The organism is Microvirga sp. HBU67558 (genome assembly GCF_018069605.1).
GTDB classification, from domain to species: Bacteria; Pseudomonadota; Alphaproteobacteria; order Rhizobiales; family Beijerinckiaceae; genus Microvirga; species Microvirga terrae.
Window position 1 is genome coordinate 1 of the sequence record NZ_JAGPUP010000487.1, and the last position, 26,706, is coordinate 26,706.

Genomic DNA, 26,706 nt, shown 5'->3' on the forward strand with positions numbered 1-26,706 from the left:
TCTCCCAGCGTGGATGGGCCAGCAGGAACAGCAGCACGTCGGTCGTGCGGTGGGAGCCGAGGTTGTCCATGATCGCGTACACCCGCTCGGTCGTGCTCGGGATCCAGGTCTCAACGTGCTCCAGGAAGTCGACCCAGTAGGCACCGCCGCGACCAGGATAGGGATGCGTGAAGGCTTCACCGGTTGCCGGACAAAACGCCCCGAAGACATAGCCCTTGGCGCGCCGGCCGTAGTCGATCTCCTGTCGGGCTCGCTCGGCCGGTCGCGTGTTTGTCTGCACCAGCGCACGACCCGCGTAGCTCTTGGCGCTCATCGGTCCCATCTCGTCCAGGCAGATCACACAACTGCCCGCAGGTGGCTTGGTATAGAGCGTTTCGATCGCCCCCTTTTTTCGGCGAAGGCCGGATCGACCCGCTCGCCGAACCAGGTCTCGTGCTTGTGCCAGCGCAAGCCCTCGTGAAGCAGGATCTCGTCGATCCGACTGCGCTGCATCGCAATTCCTTTGTGCTCATGCAGGTAAGCGGCCAACCGATCCAAGGTCCAGGCGGCAAACGGCAGCCCGAGGGTCTCTGGCTTCGTGAGCGCCGTGGCGTTGACGGTGGCCATCTGCTCGGGTGTGTAGGTGGGTCGGCGGCCTGAGCGGTATCGGTCCTTGAGCGCGTCCAGTCCTTCCGCATTGAAGCGGCGGATGGGCTTGCGCACGGTCTCACCATCAAGGCCCACGCGAGCTGCAATCGCCGAGGCGCTCTCGCCATGACTGGCACGCCAGATGATCTGAGCGCGTTGCACACTCTGGGCCGAAGCGGTGTGTGAGTGGGCCAGGCGCTTGACGGTCGCGAACTCGTCAGCGGTTAAGTCCCGTAAGCAGACTGGTGCCATGGATCGCCTCCGCTATGGGATCAGCGGGAGACGCCATTATACCCCTCTACCTGCCGGATGCACCACTAAGTGTCGAAGGGCTCGTTGGAGGCGCGGCACCAAGGCTCGCATGGTCGCCGAGTTCTCGGATACGCCATTGCCTTCCGGATCCTGCCCGGTCAGGCGAAAGAGTTGCCACAGGCAGCCGCTTTGCCAGACAGAGCCTACCATCTGTCCCAACGTAGGTCGTCGAAGACCGCGGCTGCACCAGCCATGCCCATCGTGCCTATGTCTGGAGCAGGGGGGCGTCCGGCGATTCCACCGCAGCACCGTGAGGCGCCGCTCGCCTGTCCAGACGGAATCCAAAGGGCGGGTCTCGAAGCGTCAGCACGGACCTCCTCCGCGTCCGTCTGTATTGGCTTCATGGATGAGTGCTATCCAAACAATGAATTTTACCAATGCCACTGCCATGTCTAGAAAAGGTTGAATTGTAGTGGAGGCGAGTGCTGCAGGATCCGACGCCACCAACTCGACCGGCGCTGTGGTTAATCGATGACCCATCGGGTGCCCACGCTCAGTCCAACTCGCCTCCTTGAACTCCGAAAACCGGGCGACCGCAAAATGCCTGTTTCGCATCGCATTAAGAACCGGTTCGTCGTCTCTCGGAGACGCACCGGATTTGGTGACTGCATATGGTCGCTCGCGGCCGCATGGCAGTACGCTCAGCGCACGGGGCGAACGCTCGTTGTTGACTGGCGCGGGTCGTGCTATCTTGATCGACCCTTTGCGAACGCATTTCCGGTGTTCTTCGAGCCGATCAAAGACATCGCTGGCGTACCGGTTATTTGCGACGATCAGGTCAACCAGTTCTCATTCCCGGGGCCGTTCTTCCCGGACTGGTGGAATAAGTCATCCATCGATTGTCTTTACCGCCCCGATGCGCAGATTTTCCAAGAACGCGATGAACTCGGCGATCTTTTTCAGACCCAAGACGATGTTGCCGCCAACACAGTTATCTGTGACGCCTGTTTGATGTGGCGTTGCGACGAGGAAGCCGAGCGGCAGGTTTTTCGGAGCATCAAACCTCGATCCGAAATCCAGAGTCGCATCACGGCCGTCCATCAGGAAAGCTTTGTAGGGTATAGCGTCATTGGCGTTCATGTTCGTCATGGCAACGGCGAAGACATTATGGGCCATGCACCCTATTGGGCCGACCCGGAGCTGGCAGTGCGCCAAGTGTGCGAAGCCATTAACAAGGCCACAGCATTACTTCACCCAAAACCCATCCGGATATTCTTGTCTACGGACAGCGCGCAGGTAGTGACTCACTTGTCTAGCGTCTTTCCCGACCTCATCACCGTCCCCAAGAATTTTCGACCTCATCAGGCTGGCCCGCTACACAGCCCGGAGCTTGGCGTTGACGGCGGCATTTCCGCTCTCGTTGAGATGTATCTTCTCGGGCACTGTGACACTGTCATTCGCTTTCCGCCGACAAGCGCTTTTACACGCTATGCACGCCTTTCTGTCCCGCGAGTGATTGAGTTCGACGTGCAAGATCCGAGCCGTTTGATCCTGATCGAGGGAGAGACGAGATGCCTCTAGCACTCACAAGGCGCTCTGCCTCCCCCATACTCCACATGCCGCAAGCATCGAGAAGTTCTCAGTTAGTGTATGCGGGCTCAGGGATGCTGGACAAGTGGCTGCCCCACCCTCAGGTATTCAGGCGCAACGAGCTCGGCAGCCCTTCTATGGGAAGCACCCGGCGCCACGCATCTGCCCTGCCCGAAGCGGGATTGTCGTTTCTAGCGCACGCGGCCGGAACGACTTGGTGCTTTCAGGATGCCATCAAACGTTTCAAAAGTGACAATTAGGAAACTCGGTATGACGTCAGACCCAAGCACGGCAGTAAGCCTGGAGGCTCCGTACCCGCTAGTCGGAAAGCGAGTATGGGTCGCAGGACATACAGGTATGGTCGGAAGCGCTGTAACCCGAGCGCTCACCACCGAGGGCTGCGAGATCGTCGTGGCCGACAGGCGGAAGCTGGATCTGACGCGGCAAGAGGAGGTCCGGCATTTCCTGTCACAATCAAAGCCACATGCGGTTATTATGGCGGCGGCGAAGGTGGGCGGCATCCTAGCGAACGACACTGCGCCTGCCGACTTCATCTATCAGAACCTGATGATTGAGGCCAACGTGATCGAAGCCTCATTTAGATATGGCGTTGAGAAGCTCCTCTTCCTCGGATCGAGTTGCATCTACCCGAAGTTCGCTTCGCAGCCCATTAAAGAAGAGGCGCTACTGAGTGGTCCACTTGAGCCAACCAACCAATGGTATGCAACTGCAAAAATTGCAGGCATTAAGCTGTGTCAGGCCTTCCGCATGCAGTATGGCGTTGACTTTATCTCAGCCATGCCGACGAACCTCTATGGTCCTCGTGATAACTATGACCTTATGGCCAGCCATGTCGTGCCCGCGCTGATACGCAAAGCACACGACGCAAAGACTAGAAACCTCGATCGCATGACTATATGGGGCAGTGGAACGCCTCGCCGGGAATTCCTGTACAGTGAAGACTGTGCCGATGCAGTGGTCTTCCTACTTAAGCATTACTCCGAAGCCGAGCACATAAATATCGGATTCGGCAGCGACATGACCATTATTGAACTCGCCCGTCTCATCTGCAACGTTGTTGGCTTCAAAGGTGACATAGGTCTCGATAGATCCAAACCAGATGGGACGCCACGAAAGCTCTTGTCCAGCGAGAAATTATTATCCATGGGGTGGCGCCCAAAAACATCCTTCGAGGTTGGTCTGGCTAGATCCTACGAGTGGTTTATCAGCAATGTGCTCGATAAAGAGGGCCACTAATCGGGTCGGAGTCAGCTCTTTCCGAGACTGCCACGGCGCGCCCTTCGAACTCGCGACGACATGCCATGACCCGTAAGGATGAACGGTTACCGGGTGGGCTCCTCGAGTCCACTACTGAAATAGAAACTGCTGCGAAGTGTCGTTCCGCGAGAGCACTCCGATGTTGGGCGCTATGACCCAGCGGTTGGCATTCACACCTTGTCGGCCGTGTCAAATCGACTTCGGGAAACCACCACCACGCCTGAGAAGCACATACAGGTGGCCTCACATGGGATTGCGCCTCGACGCCCTTTGTGTCGCCGGTGCCAGATCGAGCAAGCCTTTGCAGTTGAGCGTAGGCTCTCAAAGGAGCAGAGTCCAGGACCGCGCGCGTGACCATGAACGCAAATCCGTTCTCCGGAATTGTCCAAGACCACCGCACCAAGCCCCCTGAAGGCCGAATTTATCAAACAGAGGCAAACGTTATGGCGCACAAGACCGCTCTCATCACTGGAGCTACAGGGCAGGATGGCGCTTACCTATCGGAATTGTTGCTCACGAAGGACTATATTGTCCACGGGACCAAGCGGCGTTCGTCGTCCTTCAACACAGAGAGGATCGACCACCTCTATGAGGATCCGCACCTGCGGGGAGGGCGGTTCTTCCTCCACTACGGGGACATGACAGACTCTACGAACCTTATCCGAATTATTCAGGACGTTCAGCCGGACGAGATTTACAACCTGGCAGCGCAGAGTCATGTTCAAGTCTCGTTCGAGACGCCCGAGTACACCGCCAATGCGGATGGGGTCGGTGCTCTGCGGGTGCTCGAGGCAATCCGAATTCTTAAACTTCAGGACAAGACACGCTTCTATCAAGCTTCAACGTCGGAGCTCTACGGCAAGGTTCAAGCAGTGCCGCAATCGGAGACTACGCCCTTCTATCCGCGTTCACCCTATGGCGCAGCAAAGCTTTACAGTTACTGGATTACCGTAAACTACCGTGAAGCCTACGGCATGCATGCGTCGAACGGGATCCTCTTCAACCATGAAAGTCCGATTCGGGGTGAGACTTTCGTCACGCGCAAAATTACACGGGCGGTAGCCGCAATCAAATACGGATCCCAGAAGACGCTTTATCTTGGAAATCTTGATGCGAAGCGCGATTGGGGTCACGCCCGTGACTATGTCGAGGGTATGTGGCAGATCGTGCAGTATCCGGAACCAGGTGACTACGTGCTTGCTACCGGTGAAACGCACTCGGTACGCGAGTTCGTCGAGAAGGCGTTTGCCTGCGTTGGAACGACTATTGAGTGGCGGGGCACCGGAGTAGCCGAAAAAGGTATCGATTGCGGATCAGGTGAAGTCTTGGTTGCGATCGACCCGCGCTACTTTAGGCCGACGGAGGTCGATCTTCTGATCGGCGACCCATCGAAGGCAAAGCACGTTCTTGGATGGCAGCACCGTACCCGGTTCGAGGACCTTGTACAGGAGATGGTCGACCAGGATCTTCAGAGGGTTTTCAGAGAGCACAACCGAAAGAGCCGGCATGATTAAGCTTGCCTTTGGCGAGGCAACCGGCGTACCAGAGTATATGCATCCGGCATTGCCGGAAGACCACCGGTAATTTGGACGTTTTGCACCTGTGCCGGGGCACGAACAAACCCGCCTCGCACCGGACTTGCCGCCTCGCGCCCGCAAAAGAAGCCGCGAAAGCCAGTCAGGCTTTGTCGTGCCAGTTGCCGGTCCCAACGCCGGTCGAGCGCACCGGCCTTTGATAGCTGCTATCGCTGTGGGTAAATGATTGCAGGATGACAGCTCGAAAGCATCCAAGCAAAGATAGAGAACGCCGCCGGCATTTGGGGAACATTGCCTAAGGGGGTTTAAGAGGAAGAAGCTGAGTGACTACGTCCAATCCTTACATCATTCCCGTTATAATGTGTGGTGGGTCCGGTACACGCTTATGGCCAGCGTCGCGCGAAAGCATGCCCAAGCAGTTCATCAAGGTTTTGGGCGATCTGTCGACATTCCAGACCACCGTCCGACGCGTAACCGCTTCAAAAGTGTTTCTGCGCCCGATTGTCCTGGCGAGCAATGATGTACGATTCATCGTAGCCGAGCAGTTGGTAGAGATCGGTTGCGACGCTGACATAGTGCTCGAGCCCATCAGGCGGGAGTCAGCCGCTGCAGTCGCCATCGCAGCCTGCCACGCGGCGGAGCGACATACCGAAGCCGTTGTTATGACTTTGCCAGCAGATCACGTGATCGGTAATGACCCTGCCTTTTTTGAGGCAAGCCACGCCGCCGCAACGGTCGCCCGAAACGGCGAGATTATGGCTCTTGGCGTTCGTCCGAGGCACCCCGCGACTGGCTATGGCTATATTAAACCGGGGGACTATATCTCAGGCACCGATGCACTTCGTGTCCAGAGTTTCGCCGAGAAGCCAGATGCGACGACTGCGGCACAGTACATCGCAGACGGCTACCTCTGGAACGCCGGCTATCTCACATTTCGACCGGATGTAATGCTGGCGGAGCTTGAGATGCTTGCGCCTGCCGTCCTAGATGCCGCGCGCAAGGCGCTCGCGCTCGCGTCAACTGATCTCGATTTTGTGCGGCTCGACGCGTCAGCACTTAGGCAGGCTCCCCGGATATCGATCGATTGCGCTGTCATGGAACGTACTGCGAAAGCCGGTGTTCTTCCCGTGGAGTTTCCCTGGTCGGATGTGGGGACTTGGGGCACGATGTGGGAGGCCGCTCAAAAGGATAGTAGCGGGAACGTGCTGCGCGGCGACGTCGAATTAATCAGTGCGAGGAACAACTTTGTGTTTAGCGAAGATGTTCTAACCACCGTTATTGGCGTCGACAACGTTGTGGTTATCACGCAGCAGGATGCAGTGCTGGTCACCTCACGGGAGCAATCTGATCGGGTCAAGGACTTGGTTGCTTTGCTGCGGGCCAAGAAGCGGCCAGAGGCGGACGAGCATATTCGCGTGTATCGCCCGTGGGGATGGTATCAGCGGATCGATATAGGAGCGCGGTTCCAGGTCAAACGAATATCCGTGAAACCGGGCGGGAGACTGTCACTACAGAAGCATTATCACCGAGCCGAGCATTGGATTGTCGTAAAAGGCACCGCTGAGGTGACTGTCGGTGAGAGCGTAATCGTCCTGCACGAGAACGAGTCGGTTCAGGTTCCAATCGGGTCAGTGCACCGGCTCGTCAACCCAGGCAAAATTGGGCTTGAGATTATTGAGGTACAAGTTGGCAGCTACACAGGCGAGGATGACATCGTGCGGATTGACGACATGTATGGCCGCTAGAAACTAAAGCGACGCCGCGCTGCTCAATCAAGCGGACACCGACACCGCAATCTGATCAGCCTGTCCAGAAAAAGATGCTGCATGCGAGCTTCCCACTGCCTGTAGAGTTGCGCGCCAATCCTGGCGCTGAGTTCAGTATTCGTCAAACCCGAGAGTGCTCTCCAGATGATAGTGTTCCTTCACGGAAGATCGTGCCGATCCGTGAGGCACCCAACGATGTGGAGGATCCCGGTCAGGTAATTGAGCGTCTTTTTCGCAGAGTTGAGGTCTCGCCCATGTCTTTCACCAGCGTGTCGAACAGATTGGTTTCACGAGCCATCACCGCTAGGTGCAACGAGCCATTCGGGACCGCGCGGCTGAGCATCGTCACCGGGAAGATGCTCTAGTTCTCAGTTCCATAGACGCTCAGTAGGCTTACCAGCCGCTCTGCGGTTCTCCAGAAGCTGGACAGTCGAGCCTTTGAGGCTCAGGCTGGGTCCGCTCAACCATGTGCCCGGGCCAAACATCGAGGCAAATCCCAACTGGTTCGACGTCCTGTGTCGGCGCGCTTTGGCCGACATGACCGCTGGAGCCAACAGGCTTTCCTCCACGATCGGGACCTTCGCGCTCGCAGACCAGTGTCGGCGGTGCCGTGTGTCAATGATTTCAAGCCGGGTGATTTGATGACGGTTAGCAAGGCCATTCATACTGACTGTCAGCGCTTGAGAGAGCATTGACGCGTGGTTGCTCTCAGCCGATGCCTACGAACAGCCGGGATGCAGTATTCGAGCTCCTCGATCTCGGGGCTCACGTCACCTTTTGCAGTGTACCCGTCCCCTGATGCCTGCTTTGACCTTCACCTTAATCTCGTCGGCAATGATGGGCTTGGCATCCCCAGCAAAAGGAAAGGCTCAGAAAGCGCGTCAATGAGCGACGGTCCTGGATAACCAGTTCGGCTCGGACATCGGAGCGAATGCCTGCGCCACCAAGATCTTGGACGGCAAAACCGGCGGGGAGGGAGGTGCGCAGGCCTATAATCGCCGGGTCCGCACTGGCTTCCACCGAAGCAGAGTGAGACGGTGACAAACGCGTTACAAGCGCCCCGCTCGCGCGCGTTGCCGACCGGAGGGATGGTCTCAACTCACCAACCTTAAGGTGCCGACTCTAGAACTCACTCGCTCGGCAAGTGACGTTCTAACGGCTCAATGAGTCTTCTTAACATCGCCAAAATGATCCATATCACTAAGATAACCAAGGCTATAGTGGGATGCGCATAATCGGGAAATTGCGCAAAGAAACCTGAAAGATCATTATTCGGCCCATCGGAGATCGGCTGTTCGTATGTGTGAAGCATCTGATTTGTGAGCATCCAGCCAAAGCAGGCAAGGGCAAACGATGTTAGGCTTGACGCTCTGAAGGACGCTATCAGTAGAGGTACATAGAGGGGCAAAAAACTATAAAATATCCTCGTGACATCCGACCCCCCAACTATTGCCAACGAGGCGCAGTATACAGATGCAGCTGCCGAAAATATGACAGCGCCGTTCCATTGAACGTGCTTAACTGCCTCCTTGTTTAACACAATATATAGCGGTCCCAGGGTGAGCGATATAGCAGCTAACGACCCTAAGACATGAGCGGGCTCAGATAGAAAACGATAAAGCCAGAAAAGCCCTGTAAAGAGTTGCGACTGATATTCGCAATCAAATTCCGACAGTATTAGTCCTTTTGTCACATACCCAGCGAGAATAATGAACAGAGATATCACCAACGCGGCTCTCTTCCTCTCCGCGTTTTTAATATAAAATGACAAGAATAGCGGCAAAAGATAGAAGCTAGCTTCTCTGAAAGGAATTCCTGACATGCATATAGCACTAGCAAGAAGGTACTCTCGGTTTATTATCAGTAATAGGCAAAATGACAGGATGAGAAGAAAAGGGGGATCCATGTAAACCGGATAGAAATTTGTAAATTTTACTGGTGCAAAATATAGGAACGACGACGCCGCCACCACAGCCGTGAGCCCTTTCAGGCTCCCACGCCAGAGTGAGTGTGTCGCGAGAAGCAAAGTAGCGGAAAATAACACGGAGACAACCAAATTGAATCCAAAAAAACCGACGTGACTATGGAAAACCTTCGCAAGTATCCAGGGCGTCCCGACGCGACCACAATAAGGAAAGGCTATGGGCAACTCCAAGCCACCTTCAGCAGCCAAGTGCCGAAGAATTCTGTCGTAGTATACCCCATCGAAACCCAAGCCATTCGCCACTCGGATCGGATCCTGGTCGGTTAATATCCATATCACACCGGATATACCAGCAATGATGAAAGATCCCGCAACAACGTATTCTAGTTGCTTTTTTGTAGGGACGAGGCGGATCATATCCTTATCCTCTTGAAAACCGCCTCTGGGATGAGCCTTATGATCAGCATGATCAGCCGCCAGACTGGACGAACGTAGATAACATTTTTCTTTCGCTCGACGGCGACCACTATCCTTTCAGCGACCTCACTCGGTTGTGCGGTGAGCCTTGCCGGCAGATGGATGCTTTCAGTCGCCTCCGTCGCAACATAACCCGGGAGCACCGTCACAACGTGTACGCCGCGTTTCGCCAAACGATTGCGAAGGCCGGATAGGAAGGCCGTGAAGCCCGCCTTCGCGGAGCCGTAGACGTAGTTCGTCGCGCGTCCGCGCTCTCCCGCAACCGAACTGAGGCCAACCAGAGTGCCTGATCCCCGTTCTTCGAATCGGTTGGCCAGCAATGACAGGATATTGGCAGGTCCTTCGAAGTTGCTACGCATGATGCAACTGGCGAGCAGATAATCGCGCTCGCTGCCTTCCTGGCTTCCCATCATGCCGACGATGCTTACGGCGATCGCGGGCAGTTCGGGCAACATGGCTAGAAACTCCGCGTGAGTTTCTGGCAGCAGTGCGTCGAACTCGTGTAGGGTTACAGGGACACCATATCGGATCTGCAAATTGGCCTTTTCGGCGTCGAGCTTTTTCGACTGCCGCGCGGCTAATTGGATCGGATGGCCGTGCGCTGCAAACTTGTGCGCCACGGCTATGCCTATGTCCGAACGTGCACCCAAGATAAGAATGGACGGCTTTGTCACAGCACAAGTCTTTCCGCTTGCGCCGATTGGAACGAGTTCTTCCAGCCGCTATCCGCCCGCATTCGGACGAAGCTTTCAACTCGGCCATCGGAGGCACGTAACGTTTCAGCAGACATGCGGCTGTCTTTGGCTAGATAGAAGCGCCCGCCGTGATCGATTGTAATTTGCTCCAGGTTCGCCAACAAGCCCGAGGTCTTGGTCGTGATGGGGAAGTCAAGAGCAAGGGAGTAGCCTTCCATCGGGAACGAAAACCGGCTCTCCTGCGGGCCGAACCGCTTGAGAACGGCCAAGAAGGACCCAGCGCGTGCCTTGGACACTGTCTGGAGCAGGGCCCTGAGCCCCTCTTCGGAGCGGTTTAGGGGAAGAGCACACTGGAACTGAGCGAATCCCTTGCGGCCGTAGAGCCGATGCCAGGCGGCGATCGCGTCAAGGGGATAGAAGAAGCTATCCCAGTCAACGAGTTTCTCACCTCGATTCCAAGCGCCGGCCCAATAGTAGAGTGTATTGAAGGCACGGAGGCTAAATCGATTAAGAGCAAAGCATGGGAAGTTGAACGGAAGCGAAAGTTTGCGCTTATCCGGCGTAGTGAAAGGATGGAGCGATCGATGTGCTGGAAGGTCCGGGCTGTTCGCGTGCTCTCCCAGGAAAACAAGTGAGCGTCCAAGGTTGATCCCCGCCCCAAGGCAGTCAATCCACGCCACCGAATAAGTCGAACCATGAGCACGTTCCAGAGCGGTCATTGCTGATTCAAGGTTCGGCGCGGGTATTGTCGTCTGGCGGATCCATCCAGTTTCGATCGTGCGTAATCGGACGGCCGCTCGTATAATAATTCCGGTGAGTCCCATCCCGCCAAGAGTGTGCTCGAAGAGCTCTACGTGACCTTCGCGTGAGCAACGTTGGATTGTGCCATCGGCCCCCATTACATCGATCCAGTCGACGCACCTTCGAAAACTTCCGTGCTTGCGATGGTTCTTGCCATGGACATCGGCGGCGATCATACCGCCCAAGGTCACGAACTTCGTGCCGGGCGTGACCGTTGGGAACCAACCTCGGGGTAGGAAAGCCGCGATGATGTCGGACAGAACAACTCCAGCCTCCGCGATCAACTGCCCAGTTTTCGGATCAAAGGCCAACATCCTGTTCAAACGTCGCATATCAATCGTCGCGGATGAATTAATGGCGCTGTCACCATAAGCTCTACCACAGCCGCGCGCGATTACACTCGGCTTCGAAGCTACAAGCTGCTGGATCCCTGCAAGGTCACGGGGCACATAAACTTGGGCGTCCATGACTGGGAACCTTCCCCAGCCCGCGAGCTTCATGGAGCGATCCTCCCCTGCCGATCTGAAAACACAAAGCGTTTGTCTAGCTGAAATCTGACCATGTAGCCGATAGTCAGCCCAACGAAAGCACCCACATCACGCATCACCTCAGTTCCCCAGATCGTCCAGGAAGCCGCCTCAGCGCTCCACGAAATAATCGTGGTGAGGCCACCCACTGCCGTGTAGAGCGAGAACTTCCACCCATCGCTTTTGAGGCCGATTTCCCGGTCGTAAAAAATCCAAAGCTTATCGAGCAGGTATTTGGTCAGTAGCCCGGCGATGGTGCCCACGATCATGGCAAGCGCAAGAAGATCGCTCGCGTCCCCGAGTTGGAGGACCGAATTTTGTGTGGTGATATTGACAACCGTTGCGATGGCGGCAAATGCCGCATAGCGTAACGTTAGAGTTCGCCGATTCATACCAGCATTCCGGCCGCGACGAAGACCAGAATAATCGCTAGGCAGGCCTGACTGATCCGATCCTTTGCGGCGTAGATCACCGGATCATCATGCATGTACCCGCGGTGCGCCATCATGACCGTGCGAGTGATCCAATAGAGCAGGACTGCGCAAACGCCCCAGAGCATCTGAGGATGAGGGTAGAGCTCCGCTACGGCAGGCGAATTGACGTAGTATGTCATCACCAGAACAGATACGTATCCTGCCGCAACTGCGATCATGGAGATGATTTGCAAGTCGTTGACGTGATAACCTCGGCCATCGGCCTGTAGACATCCACGCCCGGCGCTATCAACCAACTCGCCTTGTCGCTTCACCGCAGCAAGCGAGAGGAAAAAGAACATGGAAAAGGCAATGAGCAAGACTGATATCGGAACTGATGTCGCGATTCCACCTGCGACGATGCGTATGGTATAGAGGCCCGCAAGAATACATATATCTATAACGATGTGCCGCTTGAAGTGCAGTGAATAGGCCGTGGTCGCAAGAAGATAGCTTGCCATTACAAGGAAAAAGCCCTGCCCTATAAACATGGCTATGAACCCGCCCGGAACGATCAGCCCTAGTGCTATCCACGTTCCGTGCGTGGCGGGGATGCTGCGCGAGGCGAACGGACGGTACCGCTTGCGCGGGTGCACCCGATCTGCGCGGATATCGAGAAGATCGTTCACGACGTAAACACCAGAAGCCACAAAGCTGAAGCAGACGAATGCCTCCATTGATGAGAGGAGTGTCGGCCAATCGAACTTATGTGCAGCCAGCCCTGGAAAGAACACTAGCACATTCTTTAGCCATTGATGCGGACGGAGCGCAGCAAGATAATGCTTGAAGTACCTCAGATCAGTTGTTGAAGTTTCAGAAATCGTCTGCTGACTTTCGCAAGGATTAGCGACGATCCTGCTGCGGGCACAATGCTGGCCGTTGGGCGCTGCGGCTGCGTCGCCCGCCTCGGCGTTCCCGAGATCGTACGCCGAGCCCCCAAACTCTTGCGACTGAATTGCTCTCTCTACTGCCGCGGATTCAACTACATCGTGAATGCTGCGGGTATCAAGACCGATCGTCCCAATGTCGACTGTACGCGAGTGTATGTGGGCCTTGTCGTCTTCGCTGCCGCCGATCATGGCGAACCTCTTACTTTGAGCCAAATTGGGGTCAAGCTGGCCAGCAAAAACGCTCAGTTGAGCAAAATAGAAATTGGCCCGATCGGAATGGCGTTCTCGACGCGGTATCTGCCGGACTGATTGCGATGAGACCAACTAGATCGAGAGGCAACCTCACTACGATAGATGCCTCCATCTATGAAGGATCCAGTAGAGCCGGGAAAATCAATTGTTTGGATTGTAGGCATCAATTTGATGGATGGTGGGCTGCCCTGCTCGAAGGAATGTTTTAGGGCAAAAGTCCGAGGCGGAAGGAGGAAAATGATGAAGTCCGGGAACTACGCCACATGCTTGGTGACCGGCTCTTTGGATCTGATTGGTCTAGTGACCGCACTTGCAGAGCGGCAGATTTTACGCGGCGGCTCGAACTACGGGGTTGTTGTTTTTGGGCGGGCGGGTTGGCTTGTGCTGTTCTCCGGATGACTGCAATTGACGGCCCCAGCTCAGAGGGGGCGATTGTAGTTTCCACGCCTTCCGCAAGCCCTGGCGTCGGCTCGCTCATGCGAACAACTGCTCCACCGTCCAACTTTTGCGCAAAAGGACCATTTGCTTGGCCTTGCCCGAGCACGTTACGGTTTGCAAAACAGTACCCTCGGGTGTGAACCAACGCGGTTGTCAGAACCATGCCGGGCCCCCCTGAGCAGAGGCCGCTATTGACAGGCCGACGCGGCACTATACTGAACTGCACTCCAAACCTCTCACAAGATCTGCATACATGGATGTCAGATGTTGCAGCATCGTTCCAGAATGGATGGGATAATCTGCCATGCTCCATGCGGGCACTTGCGTAATGCAGCTTTCGCCTGTCATGATAGCGCAGGATGATTTTGCTCTAGGGCATCCGATTCTCGGTAGATTTCGCAACCAGCGACGAAATCTTAACTAGCTAGAATCGCTCACTTCATTTTCTATCAGGCTCAAAGAATTCCATGGCTAATTCCGCTGCACTCTCAAAGAACGGCAATGTGGGCGTGAGGTGTGTTCATACATGAGTCCTCCTTCTTGGCCCGGACTGTTCGATGAGACTGAATCATAGGGCGCTCAGATTTCGATATGGCTACACGAACGGAACCACATCATTTCCGGATGGATATCGAGGGACTGCGTGCCCTTGCCGTTTCGGGAGTGATCGCCTTTCACTTTGGCGTAGCTGGTCTGCCCGGCGGCTTTGTCGGTGTTGATATCTTTTTCGTTATATCGGGATATCTGGTCACCAGGCAGATCCAGCTCGAAATTGACGAGACCGGCTCGCTCGACCTTCTGCGCTTCTACGCGCGGCGAGCTCGCCGGCTTCTTCCCGCGTCGTGTGTCGCCATCCTTGCGACGCTATTCTTCGGCTACTTCGTTCTTTCTCCACCCGAGCAGCAGTTCTATTCTGAGGAGTCGTTTTACGCGTCCGCCTACATAATCAACCTGTGGCTTATCAGCTCGGCCGTTGATTATTTCGCCTCGGATGCAGCCAACAACCCGTTCATCCATTTCTGGTCGCTCTCGATTGAGGAGCAATTCTATCTCATTTGGCCGGCTCTGCTGCTGCTTTTCGCGCGGCTCCGTGCGGGTGCATACGGGCTTTTCCTCCCGATGACGCTGGTGGGTGTCGTCTCCTTCGCGTTCTGTTTGCATTTTACTGCCGTATCGGAGCCGTGGGCGTTTTACTTTTCACCGTTCCGTGCCTGGGAGTTCGCTTGTGGAGGTCTCGCCTCAATGGTCTCCGAAGAGGCGGCCAAGCGGTTTCGGCTCATATCGGTCTTCGGCTGGATCGGAATAGGTCTGATCATGACGTCCTACCTCGGCATGCCAGTGGATGTGCCCTTTCCAGGGTTGATTGCCCTTGTTCCAGTCGTCGGCACGGTGATCGTGCTTCTCAGCGGCACACGTCCGGGGCACGCGGGACCGCAATTGCTTCTTTCGCTGGCGCCGCTGCAACGGATCGGACGGGTATCGTATTCACTCTACCTATGGCATTGGCCCGTAATCGTCTTTGCGGGCATCTTGAAACCCGAGCTCACTATCCTCGAACGGGCTCTGTGCTTCGCGCTTACCTTGGGGCTCTCTGTCCTGAGCTACCGCTTCGTCGAAAACCCGCTGCGACGGAACTCGTGGTTGATGGCAAAAACCAGCCGCTCCCTCGGTTTTGCTGCGCTTGTGACCGCGTGTGGTACAATAGTCGCCTTTGGCGGCGCGCGACTGGCCAATCAAAAGATCGATCCCCAGCAGAATCTTGTCCGCCTAAGCGCTGAGCGCGATTCACTGGCCCGGCAGTTGGACGCGGGCTGTCTTCTCGACGCCTACCAAGTGCAGCCTAAGCCCTGCGAATTCGGTGCTGAAAACCCCGGTAAGACCATCGTTCTCATAGGGGATTCGCATGCTGATCACTGGTCGACGCCGCTGATCAGCATGGTGAACAGTAACCGGTGGCGGCTTGTCACTTATCTTAAATCATCCTGCCCTGCGGCAGACGTCACAATTTGGAGTTCTATGCTCGTGCGGGATTACGAGGAATGCGATCGGTGGCGGGAGTTCGCGATGCGCGAGATTGCCACACGAAAGGCGGACATGGTGATCATTTCGGAGTATTCCTCGGCTTACGTCAAAAATGACATCAACGTCACATCTGCTCACCAGATCGACGCAGCCACATGGGCTCAGGGGCTCCGTAAGACCGTGTCCGCCTTGGAAAGCGCTACCCCAAAGATCGCGGTGATTCGGGATGGGCCGGTGCACAGGACCCATCCCGACAAATGCGTCGCGCGCGCACTCTGGCAAAACAGGAGTCCCGAAATCTGTGACACACCGCGTAGCGAGGCTATGGAAGAGACGATTCCGGACAGCGAACGGAAGGCCATTGCGCATATCGGAAATGCCTCTTATGTCGACCTGACCGACCTGTTCTGCAACGAAACAAGGTGCCCCGCCATGATTGGCGGCATGCTGACCTTCCGCGACCGGCACCACATCGCGACTCCGTTTGCGGAGACGCTTGTCGCGCCGCTCCAGCGGGAACTCTTTGGGACCATGAATGCCAGGGCGCCAACAGACTGATGCAGAGAACCCGTAGCATGCGGCCAATAATAGCTGCCGTGGGCGCGAGCTGCCTTATTTGGGCTCATCCTCCAGCGCAAATAAGACCGTCGTCAATCACCGCAACATGGGCTTTGGCTCGACGGCCAGCATGTGAGGGCAGGGACTCCCCTGCATCATTCGGAAACGCCATGTTGGACGCCTCCTCGATCAATATCTGCCGCATCCAGATACTGGCCGGGTCGCCGTTATGAAGTGCGGGCCACTGAACAGCTTCCGTGAAGGCAGGAAGCGGCAACGGAAGATTGATGATCCGTAAGGGAATGGTTTTCTCGAAATACTTGACCAATCGTAAGGGCATAGTGGCAAGGCGGTTTGTGCCGCGCAGCACCTGCGGGATCAGGTTAAATCCCTGCACTACGACTTCGATGCGTCTTTTAATCCCATGTTCGAGCAAGTACCATTCTTCAACCGAAGGCCTCAACGAGCGTCCGAACCGAACTGCGACGTGTCCCATCGACATGTATTGCTCGAATGTAAGGTCCTGCGGTACCGATGTGTTGGTAGGACAACTGACGCAGACAAGCTCCTCATCGAACAGCTTCGCGCTCGGATGCGTGTTCTCCATGAACAGATCCGGGAGCAAGAGAAAATCAACCTCACCCCGCCGGAGAAGCTCGCTTGGGTCGCTGTCGAGTGGCAGAAGTTCGAAACTGACGGTGGGTGCTTCCTGCGCAAGACGCTCGACGACCCTATCAAGGAAGACAAGCGTCATGAAATCCGAAAGAAGGATCCTGAAACGACGGTTGGATTGACCTGGATTGAATGGCTCCCAAGAAATGATTGAGCTCCGAATTTGCAGGAGAACGTCTCGGACCGCTGGCGCGAGTCCCTCAGCCCGCGGTGTGGGGCGAAGCTCGCGACCGTTCATCGTGAATAGATCATCGCGAAAGTAGTCTCTTAGCCGGTTGACGGCTGCGCTCATGGCAGGCTGGCTCAGATTGATGCTTCGTGCCGCCACTGTGAGATTCCGTTCCGTCATTAGGGCGTCGAGCGCAACAAGAAGATTTAGATCAAGACCTTTGAATCGCATGGCTGAAACCATCCATATTGTGGATCTCTTCCAGTTAGTAATTTTCAAGAGCGACTTCGGCGCTCATGAAGAGGGCGTCCGCAGCATTCCGCTGGTGACCAGTGCTCCGAGCACGGCCGAAAGTAGTGACTTACCGACCACGGCTCACGTTCCAAAGGCATGGTGGATGCCCGCCCTAGCGCCGCCGGAATGCTCGCCTCCGACAGCGGTTCTGCGATCGTCGAGAAGATCATCACAGCGAGAACTGCAAGACGGCCGGACTCCCACGCGGCCACAGCCTCCTCCTTGAGACCGCACATAGCCGCAATTGCCACCAGCAATCTGTTGATCCCCGCAGTGACCGTGGTGGTGCGAGCACGTGCAGGGAGACCGATGACGATGTGCACGGGCAATACCCGGTCGACATAAAGCCATGCCGTCATGGTTCTCCGGCGGCGCCAGACCTTGCTCGCTTCAAGCGAGTTCCTGCTCGAGCACAGCAAGGCAGCGAGCTATCTTCTCCTTTGTGGATGGCGGCAAAGGGAGAATGGGACGAGGCGGCTCCGCCTGGCAGACGCCGAGCAGATCGGCCATCGTATAGACGGTCCGAAGACTGGAGAACTGCTTGAACAGATCCCAGACCGGGCCAAGTGTGGCATCCAGACGGCGTGCCTCTTCGACATCGCCGTTCTGAGTTGCCCTCACGATGCGCAGGCAGACGTCGGGAAGGATGCCAGCGAGAACGCTGTACCAAGTATCAGCTCCGCGGATCATTGCTTCGGCAGCATTCCAGTCGCCGCTATAGCCGATTGAGAACCCCCTGGGCGTCAAGGATCTCAGTTGTGCCAAGTGACTCGCGATCTTCTCAGGTTCTCCTGTCGGGTTCTTGATCGCCACGATGCCGTTCACGTGGGCCAGTCGCTCCACCAGAGCAGCGGTAAAACGGAAGTGGGTAGTCTCCGGGTTATCATAAACTACGATGGGAAGGCAGCTCTCGCGGGCCACGGTGGAGATATGCTCGAAGACTTCGTCCTCCGTGAGTGGCGCATACGAGACGGCGGCAAGGAGACCTGCGGCGGCGCCAGAGGCTTTCGCGTCCTGCGCCAGTCCAACCGCCTCGTCGGTCCGCAAGGCACCGACGCCTACCAGTACTGGTATGCTCCCGCCGGTTGCCTCAATGGTCGCGCTTAGAGCGCGCCGCCGCTCCTCACGGGATAGATACATGTAAGTTCCGGTGCTGCCGAGAAGGCCGATAGAGTCGACGCCTGCGGTGCAAAGCCGAACCACGAGCCTTTTGAGCGCCGCAGTGTCAACGTGGCCGGCGCGGTCACTCGGCGTGATGGGAAATGCGGAAAGCCCGCTCAGGACTGTCACTCGATGCTCCATGTCCGGTTCCGAGTTTATGTAATCGCGATCGTCGGTGGCTATGTCACAAGGCTAGGAGGGCGTGGCGAAGGTCCCCGATCAGGTCATTCACGTCTTCAAGGCCGACCGAAAGTCGGATAAGTTCGTCTCCAACACCCGAGACCATGTGTGCGTCTTGCCGGATCCTTTGCCGCGCCCGTGTGATGCTCGCTGGATGATAGATAAGGCTGTCGGTGTCGCCGAGGCTCACGGCGCGCGTTATCAGTTTCAAGCGGTCCAGCATTGTTCTTGCGCCGTCAAAACCGGCATGAAGTCCAAAGGCCATCATGCCGGATCCTTGCGCCATTTGCCTGCGCGCAATGGCGTGATCGGGATGTGAATCAAGGAAGGGATAGCTCACCCAGGACACGGCGGGATGCGCTTCGAGCATTCCAGCGATTGCCAGAGCCGAGGCACTGTGCCGATCCATTCGAAGCGTGAGCGTTTTCAGTCCCCGCATGATCAGGAAAGCCGAATGCGGCGACAATGTCGCGCCGGTGATGTAGCGCAGGCCAGTCTCATGCAAGAGGTGGAGTGTTTCGGCATCACCAAGCAATGCGCCACCCAACGTATCGCCATGCCCATTGATATACTTTGTCAGGGAGTGTAGGACGATATCAGCACCATGCTTGATCGGCCGCTGGAGTGCGGGAGAAGCAAAGGTACTGTCCACCGCGACTTTCACTCCATGGGCGTGAGCGCATTCTGTGATCGCCGTGATGTCTAGAATGGCACTCACGGGGTTGACGGGTGTCTCGAAATAAACGAGCTTCGTCTTTGCTGTGATCGCCGCTTCGAGGTTCAACGGATTCGACAAATCGACTGGAACCACCTTGATTCCGAAGCGAGGCAAACCCTGCTCCACCATCGCAACAGTATTCGAGTAGAGGGTGTTGTGAACGACGAGCTCGTCGCCCCGCGACAGCAATGAGAGGATCAGAGTGCCGAAGGCAGCCATCCCTGTCGATACGACGAGGCCTGCTTCAGCCCCTTCCAGGTTTGCAAGCCTTTGCTCGAGGATCTCCGTGGTCGGATTATATTCACGAGCATACAGCCTGCCCCCGAGCGCTGCGGCAGCATCATTTGCCCCGACGCTCTCAAAGGCGTAGGTCGACGTCAGAAACACCGGCGGCTGGGCCGCTCTCTTAAAAGCCACTGGGTCGAACGCGTGGTGAATGGCGCGCGTGTCGAATCCGAGGTTTGCCGTGTGAGAGTGGTCAGAGTGTTCCTGACGCTTGTCGTGTTCGCTGCCGATCATCATAGCCTGATCGTATCCTCTTTGCTTTGACCCACATTGGCATCATACTGGCCGGCAAGACATATCCAGTTTGACTGAAAAAAAATGGTCCAGTCGGAAAAACAAGTGGCGACCGACCGGGCGCCTAAAATGGGTGCGCGCAGGATTTACGAGGCGCTCAAGGATCAGATCCTCAGTCGCGTCTACGAGGCGGGAAGCCAGCTTCCATCCTCGCGTAGCTTGGCAAACGAACTGCATGTTTCCCGAACCACGGTCACGGTTGCCTATGAACAACTTGCCGCGGAGGGGTTCGTGGAACTACGCCAAGGCGCACGCCCTCGAGTTATAACATTGCACATGGGACCGCACCTGCGAGACATGAAGGCTCCGCGGGAGACACGTGGGCCGCTTTCGGCTTACGGCGAGAGACTTCGCGCACTTTCACCATGGCTCGATTACCTGACTAATACCTTGACCGTCGATTTTCGGTACGGCGATCTTGCTCCGTCTGATTTTCCGGCGCTGGCGTGGAAGCGGGCTATCAATTCCGTGATTACTCGAAGACCGGTACGGCTTGCCTATGAGGATCCGCGGGGATCCCGGCGCCTGCGGCAAGCACTTCAGGGATATCTTTGGCGAGCAAGGACGTTGCAATGCAATCTGGAGCAAATCATCGTCGTCACTGGCTCCCAGCAGGGATTAGATCTCTGCGCTCGGATCGTTCTCGACGCGGGCCGCGCGTTCGTGATGGAGAACCCCGGCTACCGGATGGCCCGCCAGATCTTCTCTAGCACGGGGGCCACGGCAGTGGCGGTGGCCGTGGACGCAGACGGCTTGAAGACCGAGGATTTGGCACAAATTGACGCCCGGATGGCTTATGTAACACCATCTCATCAGTTTCCGTTGGGCGGTGTCATGCCGATTAGCCGCCGCCAGCAGCTTCTCGATTGGGCCCGGGATCATGACGCCTACGTGGTCGAGGACGACTACGACAGCGAATACCGGTATGATATCAGCCCGGTTCCTCCGCTCCAGAGCTTGGAGGACGGCCGCAACGTCATCTACCTTGGCACTGTTTCGAAGACACTGTCGCCGATGCTACGCATCGGCTACCTCGTGGTGCCACAGCAATTGCAGGAGGTGTTCGCAACCGCAAAGCAACTGGTCGACCGGCATACACCCATGACCGAGCAGGAAGCGCTGGCCTCCCTTATCGAAAGCGGCGCCTATGAGAGCCATGTTCGTCGCGTAAGAAGGCTTCACCGAGAGCGCCGCGAGACGTTATTGAGCGCCCTCGAGTATGCACTCGGCGAACGGATCACCATTGAGGGTGCCGATGCCGGCTTGCATGTCGTCGTCTGGTTAAATGAGCTGCCAGGATCACTCGAAACCGCCTTGATAGAGGCCGCGCGCCAGCACGGTGTCGGGCTCTACGGTATTTCACCGCTCTACGACTCGGCAACGGGGCCTACCGGGGCGCCACGGGAGCGGCTTGGACTGGTAATGGGCTACTCGGCCTTGACACCGAGGCAGATCGAGAGAGGTGTTCAACTTCTCGCCGCAGCTATCGACACTGTGAAGGGTACGCGTTGACACGCAACCTTCAGCCCGCCGAGTATCTCACTGGCTCGTCCTGTCGCACAGCCTCAAATGTTTCATTCAACTGGACTAAGAAGATGCCGGCAAACTGGCGCTTTTGACAAGGCCAATCTCATGGCAGATTTACCGCTGACTGGGGAGTGGTGACGACTGGGGGGTAGGACGTAGGATAGTCCAATGATAAGGGCAGCAGGTCGCCTGCGTAGAGGCTCACGTCGAAGGCAAGAGACACGGCGGGGGCCGATACATGACTTGGCAGGGCACTCTGCTCCACATTCATATAGCGTCGGCCGCTTCCTACGAAATGGAGGAACTAGCTGAGGCACAGCTCGTTGCCGGACGCGGCATCGTCAGGGACCGGTATTATCTTGGCACCGGGACCTATTCGCTCAAGCCCGACATTCGTGAGATCACGCTGATCGAGGCCGAGGTACTTGAGGCAATTGCCAAGGGAGAGCCAAAGATTCCCGGGTTTATAGGCGCGCTTGCGCCCGAAGATCACAGGCGCAATCTGCCGACCTGTCGGCGTTCCGCTCGGCCATTTGGCTGGCAAGCGCTTCCGGGGCGGGGAAACGGTTTCGCGGGCGGCACGGATGAATTTCCCGTGCAAGTACCTCGAGGAGCTTCTCAGCATGCCAGGCCTCTACGAGGGACTGCTAAACCGCTCCGGTGATCCGATTCTGCCAATGGATGAGTGAAGTGACATGGAATCTCCGCGCATCACAACGAAGCTGGTAGTCGCCGGAATCCATGAAGAACCTGGCGATGTCCGCGTGATCAAACTGAAGCATCCGCACAGGCCTTTTCTGCCGACCTTCGAACTGGGATCGCATGTCAATGTCCGTCATCCTACAGAAGGGTGCGTCAGTATTCGCTCTGCGGTGAGCTGGAGGATCTCAGCCGCTACAGGATAGCCGTAACGCTAGAAGCGCGCGGACGCGGCGGCTCGGCATGGATTCATGATTACGCGACCCCAGGCGACGAATTGCTCGTCCCCACCCCGCGCAATTATTTTCCGCTCAAGGACAGTGGGAGCCCGACCATATTGCTGGCGGCATCGGGATCACGCCGATCCTTGCAGTGGCCCGGCCCCTCTGCTGTCAGAGCAAGGCCGTTGAACTCGCTTATTTGCGCGGAGCCGAAGCCTTGCTCCACTACTGAAGACCTTAGAGGAGATCATCAGCCTCGGAAGTTTGAGACTCCACTTCGACGATCAAATCGAAACCCGACAAGACATCAAGGGCTAATTGTCAACAAGGCCCAGTGGGGAACATCTCTATTACTGCGGCCCCCCGGCTTTATGGCTGCAGTCGCACGAGCTTGGGAACACTGGCCGGATGGCTCGGTCCATTTCGAAGCCTTTCAACTGCCGGTCCGGGATGATACGCAATCTGAACCGTTCACGATGGTTCTTCGCAACGGGACAGCTGTCCCGGTCCCCGCGGATAAATCCGCGCTAGTGGCCTTCCGGGCCACCGGCGTTCTGTTGATGGCATCCTGTGAGAACGGCGTTTGTGGGACCTGCGAGTGCAGATATCTGGAAGGTGTGTCGATCCATCTTGATGCGGTACTTTTAAACGACGCCCGCAGTAATCGATTTATCCCATGCGTGTCGCGTGCGACGGGCGTTCTGAAACTTGACCTATAAAGGTGGGGAGAGATGGACTCCAAGATCAGCTGTTTGAAAGAAGCAGAACGCTGCGGTTCATGGTTTGCCACTGACGTGAGCCCTGAGTTTCCTCCGCTCAGAGCTGGGTCCGCTGGTTGATTGATGCCCGTTGTTGGCGGTCATAGCAACTGGAAGGGTCGCTCCTTCCGATTGCAGTCCTCTGGTCGTGTGCTTGGCAAAGTCAGTCGGGGTCATTCCTTTCAAGGCTGAATGAGGGCGGATGGTGTTGTAATCCCTTCGCCACGCGTCAAGGACCTGCCGGGCGTGCCGCAATGAGGTGAACAGGGTCTCGTTGAGGCATTCATCGCGCAGGCGGCCATTGAAGCTCTCAACAAAGGCGTTCTGCTGTGGCTTGCCTGGCGCGAAATACTGCCATTCCACGCTCGTGGTCTGACACCACCGCAGCACTGCGGACGAGGTCAGTTCGGTGGCGTTGTCCGAAACACAGCTTATCGGCCGGCCACGGCAGGCAATGATGGCATCCAGCTCTCGCGTGACCCGCAGGCCTGAGAGCGAGGTATCGGCCACGAGCCCGAGGCACTCCCGGGTAAAGTCATCAACCACCGCCAGAACTCGAAAGCGGCGCCCGTCGGCAAAAGGCATCGCTGAGGAAGTCCAGGCTCCAGCGCTGGTTGGGCCCGCCCGGCAGCAGGATGGGAGCGCGCGTCCCCAGGGCCCGCTTGCGGCCGCCCCGGCGTTTGACCTGCAGTCTCTCCTCGCGATAGAGGCGCCGGAACTTCTTGTGGTTCATGACCAATCCCTCTCGTGCCAGCATGATCTGCAGGCGTCGATAGCCGAAGCGCCGGCGCACCGCCGCCACAGCTCGCATGCGTTCGCGCGCCGCGGCGTCGTCAGGTCGGGTGGAGCGATAGCGGACCGACGAGCGGTCGATCGTCAGAATGGAGCATGCCCGCCGCTCGCTCACGCCATGGGCTTGCATGGCATGAGCCACGGCCCGGCGCCTGGCAGCGGGCGTTACCATTTTTTTAGGACGGCAAACCTGACTGTCTGATAGAGTGTGGTGGTGGGGGTCTTCTGTACCTGATGGGAGGTGCGGGATGACCAGACTCTCAGGGCGGCCGGAGCGCGAGCGCGTGCTGCGGCCCGCCTGTCGGCTATGCCCGGCCTGCAAAGCCCCGATGCGCATCCGCTACGAGAACCACCGCACCCTTGTGACGCTGACCGGATCGATCCGCTTGCGGCTCAAGATCCGCTGGTGCGAGACCATCGGCTGCGACCGCTTCCACAAGCCCTATCGGCCCGAGAGCGAGGGCGCCTTGGCCTTGCCCCAGCATGAGTTCGGGCTGGACGTCATCGCCCTCGTCGGGGCCTTGCGTCACCGCGAGCATCGCAGCGTGCCCGAGATCCACGAGGTGCTCACCACCCGCGGCGTGGCCATTGCCGAGCGCAGTGTCACCAACCTGCTCGACCGCTACGATGAGCTGCTCGCCACCCGGCTGATGGAGCGCCGCCCCTTGCAGAAGCTCCTGGCCCAGCAAGGGCGGGTCATTCTGGCGCTCGATGGCGTGCAGCCGGATGTCGGCCATAAGGTGCTGTGGGTGATCCGCGACTGCCTCTCGGGCCTCATCGTGCTGGCCCGCAGCCTGCTCTCCGGCCGGGCCCAGGATCTGGCGGTTCTCCTGCGCGAGGCCGTGGATGCTGTGGGCGTGCCGGTCGTGGGCGTGATCAGCGACGGTCAGACCTCCATCCGTCACGCGGTCGCGCAGGTCCTGCCGGGCGTGCCGCATCAGCTGTGTCAGTTCCACTTCCTGCGCGAGGCGGCGCATCCGATCTTCGAGGCCGACCGGCATGCCAAGAAGGAGCTCAAGAAGCAGGTCCGCGGCATCCGCGGGATCGAACGGGCCGTGGAGGAGCGGGAGGATCCCGAAGCGGCCATCGTGCAAGGCTATTGCGCGGCCGTGCGCAGCGCAATCACCGATGACGGGCGGGCGCCGCTCGCCGCCTCGGGTCTCAAACTGAAGCAACGGCTCGAGACAGTGGCCGGCAGCCTGGATCGGGTGCCGCAAAAGGGGGCTTCGCACCGGCGCTGACGCGCTTGCACCAGATGATCGTTCGCGCGCTGGAGCGCACCGCCTCGCTGTGGCCGGATGTGGAGTACGCCTACCGGTTCGTGCACGCCGTGGCGCATTGGCTTGGCAACCCGCACGAGGAGAGCGCCGCGATGGTGCGGCGGCGGGTGAACGGGGTTCTGGGCGCGATGCAGCGGCATCGGGCCAGGGCCGGGACGCTGGCCGGCGCCTTCGATCATTTCCAGAAGGTCACGCGCAGCTATCGCCCTGGCCTGTTCCACACCTATGCGGTGCCGGACCTGCCGCGCACCAACAACGATCTCGAACAGCTAGCTGTTCGGCTCCCAGTGCTATCACGAGCGGCGCGCGACCGGGCGCAAGACAGCGTCACCCGGTGCGGTTCTGCGTGGCTCGGTCCGGCTGATCGCCGCTAACGCGACCCGCGTGCAGGCTCCGACAGCCCGCGACTTGGGAGCCGCGAACCGCGAGCACTGGAGAAACTTGCGCCAACAGCTGGAAAAGCGACGCGTCGCGCGAACGCTGCGCACCCGCTTTCGGCATGATCCCGCCGCCTACCTGGCTGCTCTCGAACAGCAGGCCTGCCAGTTAGCTTTGCCATCCTAGTTTTTTTGACGCGATATCCTTCAGGACGGCATTGTCCAGCATCTGCTCGGCGAGAAGCCTCTTGAGCTTGGCGTTCTCGTCCTCCAGGGCCTTCAGCCGCCGGGCGTCAGAGACCTCCAGGCCGCCGTACTTGGCCTCATAGTTGTAGAAGGTTGCCTCCGAGATCCCGTGCTTGCGGCAGATCTCCGCTGTCTTCGTCCCGGCCTCATGCTCCTTGAGCATGCCGATGATCTGCTCTTCCGTGAACCGTGAGCGCTTCATTCGTCCGTCTCCACGTTGGACGGACTCTAACCTCATCTGGAGGAGTTCGCAGGGCTCACGTCACCACGTGGACGATCGACAACGCCATCCATCTCCATGAAGGGGACGAAGTGAAGGTCGGCCAGCACCAGGCCCCTCCGCCTCTCTGTGCACGATCATAACTGTACTCTTGTGCCCGCTTACCTGGCGGCTCTCGAACAGCTGGCCTGCCAGCTAAGAGCTGAACGCCATCAACGTCATCCTCTTCCGTGCCACCTTCACAGTCGACCTGCGCGATCCGGACGAAGGCAACCTCCAGGCCCGGGATGCGGCGCTGCCACATACCTGAACCAAGTTGCGGCCGACGAGGAGGTCTCGATTTTGGTTGGGCGTTTGGCACGGTTTGAGCCCGTGACCTTCGACGCAGGGATCGTAGCAATGGTGGAGGAAGCCGCCCGCAATCGCGCGCTGACCTCAAGGCGCCTGACCTCGAGCGCCGGTCACGGCGCCTAGATGATCGCAGGAATCGCGCCCTCCGCCATGATCTTCTTGCCAAGCCTTGGCGGAATCAGCCCCAATCCGCGGGAGCATACGCCGGATGCCGACCAGGTTGACGATGCGAACATTCTGCTCGACGTCGTCGCCCATCTCACTGAGGAATTAAGCGCCCATCATCGCATAGTTCCTCCGCCTCACAGTTTCCTGAGACACCCTATAAGCGGACGGGATCCGCAGAAGGGTGATGAC

At 57.7% G+C, this 26,706-nt stretch carries 17 protein-coding genes and 6 pseudogenes; 11 read left to right on the plus strand and 12 right to left on the minus strand.

From position 1 onward, the window contains the following. Positions 1-313: pseudogene (locus tag KBI52_RS09610) on the minus strand (hypothetical protein); the annotation flags it as partial. A gap of 23 nt (positions 314-336) precedes the next feature. Beyond that, entirely contained in the window at positions 337-879 is a 543-nt protein-coding gene (locus tag KBI52_RS09615) for a helix-turn-helix domain-containing protein (protein WP_210807012.1), read from the minus strand. 600 nt (positions 880-1,479) lie between these two features. On the opposite strand from KBI52_RS09615, the gene KBI52_RS09620 reads away from it, so the two are divergent. The 4 genes from KBI52_RS09620 (at position 1,480) to KBI52_RS09635 (ending at position 7,027) form a co-directional block, all read left to right on the plus strand. Further along, positions 1,480-2,460, plus strand: a complete 981-nt coding sequence (locus KBI52_RS09620) for a nodulation protein NodZ (protein WP_247654297.1) — start codon at positions 1,480-1,482, stop codon at positions 2,458-2,460. Between the two features lie 279 nt (positions 2,461-2,739). Continuing rightward, a complete protein-coding gene (locus KBI52_RS09625) occupies positions 2,740-3,726 on the plus strand; it encodes a GDP-L-fucose synthase (protein WP_210807014.1) in 987 nt (328 codons plus the stop codon). Between the two features lie 464 nt (positions 3,727-4,190). Further along, positions 4,191-5,261 carry a GDP-mannose 4,6-dehydratase gene (gmd, locus tag KBI52_RS09630; protein WP_210807039.1) on the plus strand — a complete coding sequence of 357 codons (1,071 nt, stop codon included), beginning with the start codon at positions 4,191-4,193 and terminating at the stop codon, positions 5,259-5,261. A gap of 344 nt (positions 5,262-5,605) precedes the next feature. Beyond that, complete coding sequence (locus KBI52_RS09635; protein WP_262266346.1) at positions 5,606-7,027, plus strand: mannose-1-phosphate guanylyltransferase/mannose-6-phosphate isomerase; 1,422 nt, start codon at positions 5,606-5,608, stop codon at positions 7,025-7,027. A gap of 1,150 nt (positions 7,028-8,177) precedes the next feature. Here the strand turns inward: KBI52_RS09635 and KBI52_RS09640 are convergent. The 5 genes from KBI52_RS09640 to KBI52_RS09660 are packed head-to-tail and all read right to left on the minus strand — an operon-like array spanning position 8,178 to position 13,024. Then, entirely contained in the window at positions 8,178-9,389 is a 1,212-nt protein-coding gene (locus KBI52_RS09640; RefSeq protein WP_210807016.1) for a hypothetical protein, read from the minus strand. Continuing rightward, positions 9,386-10,123 (minus strand): SDR family oxidoreductase, encoded by a 738-nt coding sequence (locus KBI52_RS09645; protein WP_210807018.1) that lies wholly within the window; start codon positions 10,121-10,123, stop codon positions 9,386-9,388. Before KBI52_RS09645 ends, KBI52_RS09640 begins: the two co-directional genes overlap by 4 nt. Further along, a complete protein-coding gene (locus tag KBI52_RS09650) occupies positions 10,120-11,445 on the minus strand; it encodes an FAD-binding oxidoreductase (protein ID WP_210807020.1) in 1,326 nt (441 codons plus the stop codon). The genes KBI52_RS09645 and KBI52_RS09650 overlap by 4 nt, the downstream gene beginning before the upstream one ends. Continuing rightward, on the minus strand, positions 11,442-11,864 hold the full coding sequence (locus tag KBI52_RS09655; protein ID WP_210807021.1) for a GtrA family protein: 423 nt from the start codon (positions 11,862-11,864) through the stop codon (positions 11,442-11,444). Before KBI52_RS09655 ends, KBI52_RS09650 begins: the two co-directional genes overlap by 4 nt. Then, positions 11,861-13,024, minus strand: a complete 1,164-nt coding sequence (locus KBI52_RS09660) for a UbiA family prenyltransferase (protein ID WP_210807023.1) — start codon at positions 13,022-13,024, stop codon at positions 11,861-11,863. Before KBI52_RS09660 ends, KBI52_RS09655 begins: the two co-directional genes overlap by 4 nt. A gap of 177 nt (positions 13,025-13,201) precedes the next feature. On the opposite strand from KBI52_RS09660, the gene KBI52_RS09665 reads away from it, so the two are divergent. Together KBI52_RS09665 and KBI52_RS09670 are read left to right on the plus strand one after the other, a co-directional pair. Further along, the gene (locus KBI52_RS09665) at positions 13,202-13,486 is read left to right on the plus strand and encodes a hypothetical protein (protein ID WP_210807025.1); all 285 of its coding nucleotides are present in this window, start codon (positions 13,202-13,204) and stop codon (positions 13,484-13,486) included. Between the two features lie 663 nt (positions 13,487-14,149). Beyond that, the gene (locus KBI52_RS09670; protein ID WP_247654295.1) at positions 14,150-16,105 is read left to right on the plus strand and encodes an acyltransferase family protein; all 1,956 of its coding nucleotides are present in this window, start codon (positions 14,150-14,152) and stop codon (positions 16,103-16,105) included. Positions 16,106-16,169: 64 nt separating this feature from the next. Here the strand turns inward: KBI52_RS09670 and KBI52_RS09675 are convergent, their stop codons facing one another. The 3 genes from KBI52_RS09675 to KBI52_RS09685 form a co-directional block, all read right to left on the minus strand. After that, positions 16,170-17,177, minus strand: coding sequence for a LysR family transcriptional regulator (locus KBI52_RS09675; protein WP_210807029.1), 1,008 nt, complete (start codon positions 17,175-17,177; stop codon positions 16,170-16,172). Between the two features lie 453 nt (positions 17,178-17,630). Then, the gene (locus KBI52_RS09680) at positions 17,631-18,530 is read right to left on the minus strand and encodes a dihydrodipicolinate synthase family protein (RefSeq protein WP_114947396.1); all 900 of its coding nucleotides are present in this window, start codon (positions 18,528-18,530) and stop codon (positions 17,631-17,633) included. Positions 18,531-18,585: 55 nt separating this feature from the next. Further along, on the minus strand, positions 18,586-19,818 hold the full coding sequence (locus tag KBI52_RS09685; RefSeq protein WP_210807043.1) for a PLP-dependent aspartate aminotransferase family protein: 1,233 nt from the start codon (positions 19,816-19,818) through the stop codon (positions 18,586-18,588). Between the two features lie 84 nt (positions 19,819-19,902). On the opposite strand from KBI52_RS09685, the gene KBI52_RS09690 reads away from it, so the two are divergent. From KBI52_RS09690 to KBI52_RS32820, 3 genes and pseudogenes are all read left to right on the plus strand, one after another. Next, the gene (locus KBI52_RS09690) at positions 19,903-21,390 is read left to right on the plus strand and encodes a PLP-dependent aminotransferase family protein (RefSeq protein WP_210807031.1); all 1,488 of its coding nucleotides are present in this window, start codon (positions 19,903-19,905) and stop codon (positions 21,388-21,390) included. A gap of 253 nt (positions 21,391-21,643) precedes the next feature. Continuing rightward, a pseudogene (locus tag KBI52_RS34065) lies at positions 21,644-22,094 on the plus strand (MOSC domain-containing protein). Between the two features lie 707 nt (positions 22,095-22,801). Further along, entirely contained in the window at positions 22,802-23,044 is a 243-nt protein-coding gene (locus KBI52_RS32820; RefSeq protein WP_245435632.1) for a 2Fe-2S iron-sulfur cluster binding domain-containing protein, read from the plus strand. Between the two features lie 57 nt (positions 23,045-23,101). Here the strand turns inward: KBI52_RS32820 and KBI52_RS32825 are convergent. Continuing rightward, a pseudogene (locus KBI52_RS32825) lies at positions 23,102-24,053 on the minus strand (IS3 family transposase); the annotation flags it as partial. A gap of 151 nt (positions 24,054-24,204) precedes the next feature. Between KBI52_RS32825 and KBI52_RS09710 the strand changes: the two are divergent. After that, a pseudogene (locus tag KBI52_RS09710) lies at positions 24,205-25,719 on the plus strand (transposase). On the opposite strand, the pseudogene KBI52_RS09715 reads toward KBI52_RS09710, so the two are convergent. Next, a pseudogene (locus KBI52_RS09715) lies at positions 25,717-25,980 on the minus strand (transposase); the annotation flags it as partial. The pseudogenes KBI52_RS09710 and KBI52_RS09715 overlap by 3 nt on opposite strands. 217 nt (positions 25,981-26,197) lie before the next feature. Here KBI52_RS09715 and KBI52_RS32830 point away from each other — a divergent pair. Then, positions 26,198-26,613, plus strand: a pseudogene (locus KBI52_RS32830) (Zn-dependent hydrolase); the annotation flags it as partial. Positions 26,614-26,706 lie beyond the last annotated feature (93 nt).

Excerpts from the sequence above, each read along its gene's own strand:
- KBI52_RS09650 (WP_210807020.1), bottom strand. The coding sequence starts at position 11,445 with ATGAAGCTCGCGGGCTGGGGAAGGTTCCCAGTCATGGACGCCCAAGTT.
- KBI52_RS09615 (WP_210807012.1), bottom strand. The coding sequence starts at position 879 with ATGGCACCAGTCTGCTTACGGGACTTAACCGCTGACGAGTTCGCGACC.
- KBI52_RS09620 (WP_247654297.1), top strand. The coding sequence starts at position 1,480 with ATGCCTGTTTCGCATCGCATTAAGAACCGGTTCGTCGTCTCTCGGAGA.
- KBI52_RS09660 (WP_210807023.1), bottom strand. The coding sequence starts at position 13,024 with ATGATCGGCGGCAGCGAAGACGACAAGGCCCACATACACTCGCGTACA.
- KBI52_RS09665 (WP_210807025.1), top strand. The coding sequence starts at position 13,202 with ATGAAGGATCCAGTAGAGCCGGGAAAATCAATTGTTTGGATTGTAGGC.
- KBI52_RS09625 (WP_210807014.1), top strand. The coding sequence starts at position 2,740 with ATGACGTCAGACCCAAGCACGGCAGTAAGCCTGGAGGCTCCGTACCCG.
- KBI52_RS09690 (WP_210807031.1), top strand. The coding sequence starts at position 19,903 with ATGGTCCAGTCGGAAAAACAAGTGGCGACCGACCGGGCGCCTAAAATG.
- gmd (WP_210807039.1), top strand. The coding sequence starts at position 4,191 with ATGGCGCACAAGACCGCTCTCATCACTGGAGCTACAGGGCAGGATGGC.
- KBI52_RS09670 (WP_247654295.1), top strand. The coding sequence starts at position 14,150 with ATGGATATCGAGGGACTGCGTGCCCTTGCCGTTTCGGGAGTGATCGCC.
- KBI52_RS09655 (WP_210807021.1), bottom strand. The coding sequence starts at position 11,864 with ATGAATCGGCGAACTCTAACGTTACGCTATGCGGCATTTGCCGCCATC.
- KBI52_RS09640 (WP_210807016.1), bottom strand. The coding sequence starts at position 9,389 with ATGATCCGCCTCGTCCCTACAAAAAAGCAACTAGAATACGTTGTTGCG.
- KBI52_RS09685 (WP_210807043.1), bottom strand. The coding sequence starts at position 19,818 with ATGATCGGCAGCGAACACGACAAGCGTCAGGAACACTCTGACCACTCT.
- KBI52_RS32820 (WP_245435632.1), top strand. The coding sequence starts at position 22,802 with ATGGTTCTTCGCAACGGGACAGCTGTCCCGGTCCCCGCGGATAAATCC.
- KBI52_RS09675 (WP_210807029.1), bottom strand. The coding sequence starts at position 17,177 with ATGCGATTCAAAGGTCTTGATCTAAATCTTCTTGTTGCGCTCGACGCC.